The sequence below is a fragment of the Protofrankia sp. CiP1_Cm_nod3 genome (assembly GCF_982290655.1).
In genome coordinates this window covers 36,678-45,296 of sequence record NZ_CEVIVD010000014.1, presented here as the reverse complement: position 1 = coordinate 45,296, position 8,619 = coordinate 36,678, and the positions used below count along the sequence as shown (strand labels likewise).

At 72.2% G+C, this 8,619-nt stretch carries 5 protein-coding genes and 1 pseudogene; 4 read left to right on the top strand and 2 right to left on the bottom strand.

Features of this window, described 5'->3' with window-relative positions:
* Nucleotides 1–1,533, bottom strand: a 1,533-nt coding sequence (locus AC5LUJ_RS05225; protein ID WP_493464545.1) for a beta-ketoacyl [acyl carrier protein] synthase domain-containing protein, incomplete at its 3' end; no start/stop codon positions are given.
* Between the two features lie 952 nt (nucleotides 1,534–2,485).
* Here AC5LUJ_RS05225 and AC5LUJ_RS05220 point away from each other — a divergent pair.
* On the top strand, nucleotides 2,486–3,340 hold the full coding sequence (locus tag AC5LUJ_RS05220; protein WP_493464544.1) for a thioesterase II family protein: 855 nt from the start codon (nucleotides 2,486–2,488) through the stop codon (nucleotides 3,338–3,340).
* Between the two features lie 35 nt (nucleotides 3,341–3,375).
* Here the strand turns inward: AC5LUJ_RS05220 and AC5LUJ_RS05215 are convergent.
* Nucleotides 3,376–3,942 (bottom strand): annotated as a pseudogene (locus AC5LUJ_RS05215) (TetR/AcrR family transcriptional regulator); the annotation flags it as partial.
* Between the two features lie 383 nt (nucleotides 3,943–4,325).
* Here AC5LUJ_RS05215 and AC5LUJ_RS05210 point away from each other — a divergent pair.
* The 3 genes from AC5LUJ_RS05210 to AC5LUJ_RS05200 all read left to right on the top strand — a co-directional run bounded on the left by AC5LUJ_RS05210 (nucleotide 4,326) and on the right by AC5LUJ_RS05200 (nucleotide 8,543).
* Nucleotides 4,326–5,801: an MFS transporter gene (locus AC5LUJ_RS05210; RefSeq protein ID WP_250285768.1), complete on the top strand. Its 1,476-nt coding sequence runs from the start codon at nucleotides 4,326–4,328 to the stop codon at nucleotides 5,799–5,801.
* 698 nt (nucleotides 5,802–6,499) lie between these two features.
* Nucleotides 6,500–6,628, top strand: a complete 129-nt coding sequence (locus tag AC5LUJ_RS05205) for a putative leader peptide (protein ID WP_445548412.1) — start codon at nucleotides 6,500–6,502, stop codon at nucleotides 6,626–6,628.
* A gap of 259 nt (nucleotides 6,629–6,887) precedes the next feature.
* Entirely contained in the window at nucleotides 6,888–8,543 is a 1,656-nt protein-coding gene (locus AC5LUJ_RS05200) for an ABC transporter substrate-binding protein (protein WP_250285767.1), read from the top strand.
* The last annotated feature ends 76 nt before the right edge of the window (nucleotides 8,544–8,619 follow it).

Here is an 8,619-nt window from a genome sequence, read left to right as displayed (position 1 = left end):
GCTGTCGGCGTCGCCGGCAGGGGAGCCGGCGAGCAGCGTGAGCAGACGGCCGGCCTGGGCGTCCACCGCGTCCACGCCGCGCCCGGAGAGCACCCACGGCACGACGTCACCGCGTATCACGGGCTCACGGCCACCGCCGGCGCGCCCCGCGGGCTCACGATCGTCCCCGGCGCGCGCCGCCGGGGCCGCCGGCCCACCCACCGCGGCCACGCCACCCGCCGCGGCGCCACCCGCCGCGGCCGCCGTGGGCCGGGTGGTGGGCGCCTCGCCCACCACGACGTGGCAGTTCGTCCCGCCGACACCCCACGAGCTCACGCCGGCCAGCAGCGGCCGGTCGTCGTGCGGCCAGGGCCGCAGGGCGGTCACCACGCGCAGCCGCAGCTCCTCGAACGGGATCCGGGGGTTGGGCGTGGCGAAGTTCAGGCTCGGCGGCAGCACCCGGTGCGTGATCGCCAGGACCGTCTTGACCAGACCGACGATCCCCCCGGCGCCCTCGAGATGGCCGATGTTCGTCTTCACCGACCCGACCAGCAGCGGGTCGCCGGCGGGCCGGCCGGCCCCGTAGGCGGCGCCCAGCGCGGACGCCTCGATCGGGTCCCCGAGCGCGGTCCCGGTGCCGTGCAGCTCGACGTAGCGCACGTCGCGCGGGTCGACGCCGGCGCGTCCGGCCGCCGCGCGCACCACGTCCCGCTGGGCCCGTGCGCTCGGGACGGTCAGGCCCGCGGTGGCGCCGCCGCTGTTGACCGCGCTGCCGCGGATCACCGCGTGGATCCGGTCGCCGTCGGCGAGCGCGGCCGCGAGCGGCTTGAGCACGACGACCGCGCCGCCCTCGCCGTGCACGAAGCCGTTCGCCCGTGCGTCGAAGGTGAAGCACCGCCCGTCCGGGGACAGCCCGCCGAAGCGCTGCGCGCTGACGGCCGTCTCGGCGGTGAGGTTGAGGTGGACGCCGGCGGCCAGCGCCAGCTCCGACTCGCCCGAGCGCAGGCTCTCGCAGGCCAGGTGCACCGCCACCAGCGACGACGACTGGGCGGTGTCCACCGTCAGGCTCGGGCCGCGCAGGCCCAGCAGGTAGGACAGCCGGTTGGCGATGACGCCGCGGGCCAGCCCGGTCAGGGTGTGCCGGGTGACGGCGCTCAGACCGTGACGGTGGACCAGCCCGGCGTAGTCACTGGCGATGGCGCCCACGAAGACGCCGGTACGGGTGTCCGCCAGCGCGGCCGGGACGACGCGGGCGTCCTCCAGCGCCTCCCAGCCGAGCTCGAGCACGAGACGCTGCTGCGGATCCATCGCCTCCGCCTCGCGCGGCGAGATGCCGAAGAACTCCGGGTCGAAGCCCGCGACGCCGTCGAGGAAACCGCCGCGCAGCGGGCGGATATCGTCCGGGATTCCCTCCCAGCGGCCGGCGGGAACATCCGTGACGGCGCTGCGCGCATTCTCCAGCAGCTGCCAGAACTCCCCGGGGCCGGCCGCCTGGGGCAGTCGGGCGGCCAGCCCGACGACGGCGATGTCGGACGGCGTCTCGGCATGCGACATCTTCGGTGTCCATTCCCTCTCGTAAACGGCCGGCGCGGCCGGGCGCCGGATGGCGGCTGGCCGGCCGAAGGCGGCGCGATCACCTTCAGTTGTTTCACGCGGTGCCGGGATCCGGATTTCCGGGAAGATCTGGTGTGGCCGCCGGGAACCGCGGCGGGGCCCGGGGGCGGGCCGCACGGTGTGGATCCCGGCGAACGGGCGGAGGCGGGGTGCCGTCCCAGCGGTGGGCCGGGCCGGCCGCGCGGCCAGCCGGCCCGGCACCGCAGCCGGTCAGGCCGGCCCCGGTGCCGGGGGCGTCAGCGCGGCCGGGGGCTCCCGAGGCGACAACAACAACACTCGGCGCGGTGGAGACAGTGGTGGGGACAGCGTGCGGCGCGGGGGCGGCTGGAGCGGTGCGGTGGCACGCTGTATCACACCCTTTCGTCCTCGTCTGCGCGTTTCGCCGTGTCGTGCGTTCACGCGTTCCGTCCGGGCACGCCTGTCGGGGTGCCCGGACACGGCCCGCCGCCGGCTGCCGCCGGCCGTGCCCGCGTAGGCCTGTGGCCATGCGACGAACCCCGGGCTCGGGTACCCATCAGCCGGCCAGTATGTAGATGATCCGCAGAAAAGCGCGTGGTGATAACCCCTATCGATACCCCTAGTCGACCCTTACCGTCATTGTGGTGCAGCTCACACGGATGCGTGGCCCATATTATGTGCCAGCTGCTCCGGAGAATGAAACGTTAGCTCCTGTGAGGCTTTTTCTTGGATGCCTGTCTTGCTTTCCGGTGGTGGCCCTGATAAGGATGGCGGAAACCAGGACGAGTATTTTCGGATGTCACCCGCCGGCCCGGCCGGCCGCCGGCAGGAAAGGACAGCAGCCGTCATGACGAGACCCGGAACGAGTGCCGGCGACGGCACCGGCGGTAGTACCGGCGGCGGTGCCGATCTGTGGATACGACGGTTTCACGCAGTGGCGGATCCTGCCGGGCGGCTGGTCTGCTTCCCGCACGCGGGCGGCTCGGCACCTTTTTTCTTCCCGCTGTCCCAGGAGCTGTCCGCATCGGCCGGCCCGGGCCGGCCCGGCGTCGAAGTGCTCGCCGTCCAGTACCCCGGCCGCCAGGACCGCCTCGGCGAGCCGGCGGTCACCAGCATCGCCGGGCTCGCCGAGGGGATCGCCACGGCCCTGCTGCCGTGGGGCGGCGAGCCGCTGACGTTCTTCGGGCACAGCATGGGCGCCGTCGTGGCCTTCGAGGTCGCGCTGCGCCTGCGGGCCCGCGGGCAGGACGGGCCGGTGCGCCTGCTCGCTTCCGGCCGCCGCGCGCCGTCAAGGTACCGCCAGCGGCAGGACGTCCACCGCCGGGACGACGCCGGCATCGTCGCCGAGCTGCGCCAGCTCGCCGGCACCGACTCCCGGCTGCTCGGCGACGAGGAGATCCTGCGGATGATCCTGCCGGCGATCCGCGCCGACTACACCGCGGTCGAGACCTACCGGTCGGCGCCGGACGCGGTGGTCCACTGCCCGGTCACGGTGTTCACCGGTGACGTTGATCCGCAGGTCACGATCGACGAGGCACAGGCCTGGCGCGGCCACACCACCGGCGCGTTCGGCCTGCGGGTCTTTCCCGGCGGGCATTTCTACCTGGCGGAGGATCCCGGGGCGGTCATCGCGGCCATCCGCGCCGAGCTGGCGGCTTCGCCGCCGGTGTCAGCCCCCGCAGTGTCGCATCCCGCGGCCTCGGTGCCCACGGTGCCGGCGCTCGCGGCACCGGCGGAGGTGTCGCCGGAGCCCAGCCAGGCGGCGAGCTCGCGCACCTCGGCGCGGTAGAGCGTCGCCGGGTCCATCACGTGGGGCCGCAGGTGCCCGTTGATCTCAAGCGCCAGCAGCCCGTGTAGCCGGCCCCAGATCCGTAGCGACAGCGCGACGGCCGCCGGTGGCAGGCCCGGAACCGCCGTGCGGGCCAGCGCGGCGAACGGCGGGGTGAAGTCGGACCAGTCGTGGTCGTCGGTGCTGTCGCCCGGGTCCGTCCCGGCCGCGGACAGCCTGGTCCGCAGGCCAGGCCAGGCGCTTTCCACCAGGCGCAGCAGCACGCCGCACGCCTGCTGCTCGGCCGAGGACGCGTCGCCCTCGGCCGGGAACCGGTAGCCCGGGATGGGGCTGCCGTAGAGAAGCTGGTACTCCTGCGGGCTGGTGACGGCCCACTCGCGGTAGGCCATCGCCACCGCGGTCAGGGCGGCGCCGGGATCGTCGGCGGGGGCCGCGGCCCGGACGGTCTCCAGCCGCTGCGCCACCGAGGTGTAGATGTCGGTCACCAGCGCGGTGATCATGTCGTCGCGGGTGTCGTAGTAGCTGTACAGCGCGCCCGCGGTCATGCCCATCTCGCGGGCGATCGCCCGCAGCGACAGCGCTGCCGCGCCACCGTCGGCCATGTGGCGCAGTGCGATCGCCTTGATCTCGCGGACCGTCTCGGCGCGTAGCCGGTCCCGGCGCCGAAGCATGCGATCTTCCACCGTTGGTAGTTTACAGCGCTTGTCTCCTACACTGCGGCCAAACATTGATAGCCGTGTAGTCTTTGAACGGCGTACTGTCGCGGCTGTCGCGTCAGTTGGCCCGGACGCCCGTCGCCCCGCGGCGACGGGGCACGCGCCGCGTCGCCGCGGGGTCGCGCCGTCCGTCTCGTCCGTCCGGGCTGGTCCCACGTGCCAGCCGCCGCCTCGAGGAACCCAGGGCACCAGAGGAACCCAAGAAACCCAAGGCACCAGAGGCACCAGAGGCACCCGAAGAAGAAGAAGAAGAGGAAGGAGCCCGCCCCATGACTGTTCCCGCAGCCCCCGGGCTGCCCTATCAGCGCACCCGGCTCACCCTCGCGCTGCTGGCGTTCGCGCAGTTCATCGTTGCCGTCGACTACAACATCGTTTATGTCGCGCTGCCCGACATCGGCAGGGATCTCGGCTTCACCTCGCAGTCGATCCAGTGGGTCGTCAGCGCCTACGCCGTCGCCTTCGGTGGCCTGCTGCTGCTCGGCGGACGTGCCTCCGACCGGCTCGGGGCGCGCCGCGTCTTCACCGTCGCGCTTCTCGTGTACGGCCTGTCGTCCCTGGCCGGCGGGCTGGCGTCGGCACCCGGCGTGCTCGTCACCGCGCGGACGGTGCAGGGGGTCGGCGGCGCGCTGCTGTTCCCGGCGATCCTCAAGCTCATCAGCACCATCTACGAAGAGGGTGCCGAACGCACCCAGGCCCTGGCGGTGTGGAGCGTGGCGGCCAGCGGCGGGCTCGCCGCCGGGGCCCTGCTCGGCGGGCTGCTCACCGACTGGTTCGGCTGGGAGTCGGTCTTCTTCGTCAACGTCCCGCTCACGGCCGTGGCCCTGGTGGCCGCCCCGCGCCTGCTGCCCGCGGACCCGCCGCGGGCGCACGGCCTGAAGGGCTTCGACCTGCCCGGCGCGCTGATCGCCACCGCCGGCGTGGCGCTTGTCGTCTTCGGTCTGGCCTCCGGCTCGGAGGCCGGCTGGACGGCCGCCCGCACCACCTCCTCGATCATCGTCGGGGCGGTGCTGCTGGCCGGTTTCGTCCTGGTCGAACTGCGCACCCGGGACCCGCTGGCCCCGCCGCGGCTGTTCCGGCAGCGCACACTGGTGATCGCGATGCTCGCGGTGCTGCTGCTCGTCGGCAGCCTCGCCGGCGAGTACTACCTGTTCACGACATACCTGCAGAACGTGCTTCACTTCAGCCCGCTCGAGGCCGGGCTGGCGTTCCTCCCGCTCACCGTGATCTCGATGGTGGGCGGCGCGGCGGCCGTCACCCTGCTCACCCGCTACGGGCTGCGCACCACGATGGCCGCGGGCCTGTTCGTCGGCGGCGTCGGCATCGCGGCCGTCACCGCCGGGGTGTCGGTGGACGGCTCCTACCTGGCCCTGCTGCCCGGCCTGGTGCTGTGGGGTATCGGCGGTGGGGTCGCCTTCACCGCGGTGTTCGTCGCCGCGTCCGCCGGGGTGGCACCGGCCGAGCAGGGTGTCGCCAACGCCCTGGCCTCGACCTTCCAGCAGATCGGCACCGCGCTGGGGCTGGCCGTGATCATCGCGGTCGTGGTGGCCCGTCCGCACGGGCCGGCATCACCGGACGCCAACCCGGCCGGGATCGTGGACGCGCTGCGGGTGGGCGGCTGGGTGTCGGCCGCCATCTGCGCCGCCGGGACCGTGGTGGCCCTCGCGCTGGCCCGCACGCCCCGGCCGGCCGGGCAGCCGGTACCCGCCGCGGGTGAGCCGGCCGACCCCCAGCGCCAGCCCGTGTGACGCCAGCCCCCACGAGGTGACAGGGCCGCGACCGGGCCCGTCCCAGCCGCCGTCCCCGCGGGCCACCCTGACCGGCCCGCGGGGACGGCTCCGTTCTCCCGTCCATTCTCCTGCCCGTTCTCCCGCCTGCCCGTTCTCCCGCCCGGCCGGGCTGTCGCCAGGACGACGGGATACGGGATACGGGATACCGGTGCCGCCACCGATATCCCCGGTACGGTTTCCCGGGGCCCTGGTTCTTTCCCGGGTCCTGTTCTTTCCGGAGCGCCGTTCTTTTCCGAGGGGCCAGGGCCTTGCCCGGGGCGGTGTTCCCGGTGGGCGGGGCGCTCGGCCGGACGGGAGCGTCACCCACGGCACTTCCGCCGTCGCATTCCGGCCGCCCGCGTGGCCGGCACATTGTGTGCCTGGACGGCTACGCGGTGGCCCGGCCGGCGCTATTCCGGCACGGGTGTTCCGGCGGCGGTCACCGGGGCCGGTGCCGCCGGTGCCGGGTAAGCACTCGTGTTCCGCCTGGCGCGGCTAACATGTGCCGGATTTGAAGTCAACCCTTGACGACCCCTACTGGTACCCCGATATTCATCCGGGCACCAACTATCGAAACCGCTTCCTGCCGGGACGGCGGATGTCAGGCACGCCTATATGGCGAGCATCACATCGGCCTTTTTCACCGGCCGGGTTTGGGCTCGGCTAATGTCCCCCGCATGAGGTCGCAGGGGTATCGTCACAGCAGTCGGAGCATGGCTGTTCTGACGTCGCTTCTGACGTCGCGTCTGACGTCGCGGCGTCACATCGACCTGTTGCGCGTCTCCAGCGCCACCTGTTCACGCTGACCCGTACGCGGTCGTCTTTCTCGTTCGGCCACGCGGTCCGGTGCCGCCGCCGACCCGGCGGCCACCTCTGTTTTCAGGTGTAGTCGTCTTTCCGGTGTAGTCGCCGTCCCGGCGGAGCCTGTCGTCCCGGCGGGGACCGCCGTCCCGGCGGGTTCACCGTCCCGGTGCGTGTCCCGCGTGTGCCGTAACCGGCCTGCCGCGCGGAATGCCAGCCGTCCCGTCGCATTTTTTGCCCGTCCAGAACATTCGGAGTGGCTCCATGCGTTTTGTCAGGCCCACGTACGCCCTCACCGGCGTCACCGTCACTGCGGCGCTCGTGTTGGGCGCCTGTGGGTCGTCCGACGGTGGATCGTCCACCCCCCGCGCGGCCGCGCCCAGCACCGGGGGCTCGGTGACCTACGCCATCGACACCGAGCCGGTCTGCTACAACGTCCACGTCAGCCCGCAGGACATCACCGCCGAGGTCCAGCGCAACGTCGTCGACTCGCTGCTCTTCTTCGACGCCAACCAGAAGATCCACCCCTGGCTGGCCACCTCCTGGGAGACCTCCAGCGACTTCAAGACCTTCACCTTCAAGCTCCGCACGGACGTGACGTTCACCGACGGCACGCCCTTCGACGCGAACGCGGTGAAGGCCAACTTCGACCACATAGCCAACCCGAAGACGAAGTCGCAGTACGCCTCGACGCTCATCAAGAGCTACACCGGCACCGAGGTCGTCGACCCGCACACCGTCAAGATCAGTTTCTCTGCTCCGTCGGCGCCGTTCCTGCAGGCGGTGAGCACTCCCTACCTCGGTTTCTATTCGCCGAAGACACTGCAGGAAAACGCGGACAAACTGTGCGCGGAAGGGCCGGCCCAGGTCGGCACCGGGCCGTTCACCGTGGCCGAGTACACCAAGGGCCAGAGCGTCCGGTTCGTCCGCAACCCGAACTACAGGTGGGCACCTGAGGGCGCTGCGAACACCGGGGCGGCCTACCTGGACGCGCTGACCATCCGCGTCCTGCCGGAGGACTCCACCAGGGTGGGCGTGCTCACCAGCGGGCAGGTCGACGGCGCCCGCGCGGTCCCGCCGGCCAACGTCGCCGCCGTCGAGGCGAACAAGGCCCTGGGCACGGTGCGCCTGCAGGCCGCCGGCGGCACCTACCAGATCTACCTCAACGTGACCCGGGCACCCCTGACCGACCAGCGGGTGCGCACCGCGATCCAGCGCGGCATCGACCTCGGCAAGGACGTCCAGGCCGTGTACTTCGGCCAGTACCAGCGGGCCTGGAGCCCGCTGGCGCCCAGCACCCCGTCCTACGACAAGTCACTGGAGAACACCTGGCCGTTCGACCAGGCGGTGTCCAACCGGCTGCTCGACGAGGCGGGCTGGACCGGGCGGGACGCCGAGGGCTACCGCACCAAGGACGGCAAGCGCCTGGCCGTCGTCTGGCCGCTCATGCCCGCCGAGTACATCCGCGACCAGCGGGTGGTCCTCGGCCAGGCGATCCAGGCCGACCTGAAGAAGATCGGTATCGACCTCCAGCGCCCGACCTTCGATATCGGCACCTTCGTCACCAAGGGCTACGCCGGTGAGTTCGACATCCTGGACTCCAGCTGGGCGCGGCCCGAGCCCGACATCCTGCGGCTGTTCTTCAACAGCACCAGCTCGGCAGCCACCGGTGGCCAGAACGCCTCGTTCATCAGCGACCCGCAGCTGGACGAGTGGACCAACGCCGGTGCCGCCACGCTCGACACCAAGATTCGTGACGACGTCTACGGCAAGACCCAGAAGCGGGTCATCGAGCTCGCCGCGTCGGTCCCGGTCTACATCCCCACCACGGTCGTCGGGCTCTCCAAGCAGCTGCACGGGGTGACCTTCGACGCGAGCTCGTGGCCGCTGTTCCACGGCGTCTGGACCGAGAAGAAGTGACGGACGAGAAGTGACGGACGCGGGGCCGGTCGGGACGCTCCCGGCCAGCGCGGGCCCGGCCGGGCGTGACCCGGCC

Excerpts from the sequence above, each read along its gene's own strand:
- AC5LUJ_RS05210 (WP_250285768.1), top strand. The coding sequence starts at position 4,326 with ATGACTGTTCCCGCAGCCCCCGGGCTGCCCTATCAGCGCACCCGGCTC.
- AC5LUJ_RS05205 (WP_445548412.1), top strand. The coding sequence starts at position 6,500 with ATGAGGTCGCAGGGGTATCGTCACAGCAGTCGGAGCATGGCTGTTCTG.
- AC5LUJ_RS05200 (WP_250285767.1), top strand. The coding sequence starts at position 6,888 with ATGCGTTTTGTCAGGCCCACGTACGCCCTCACCGGCGTCACCGTCACT.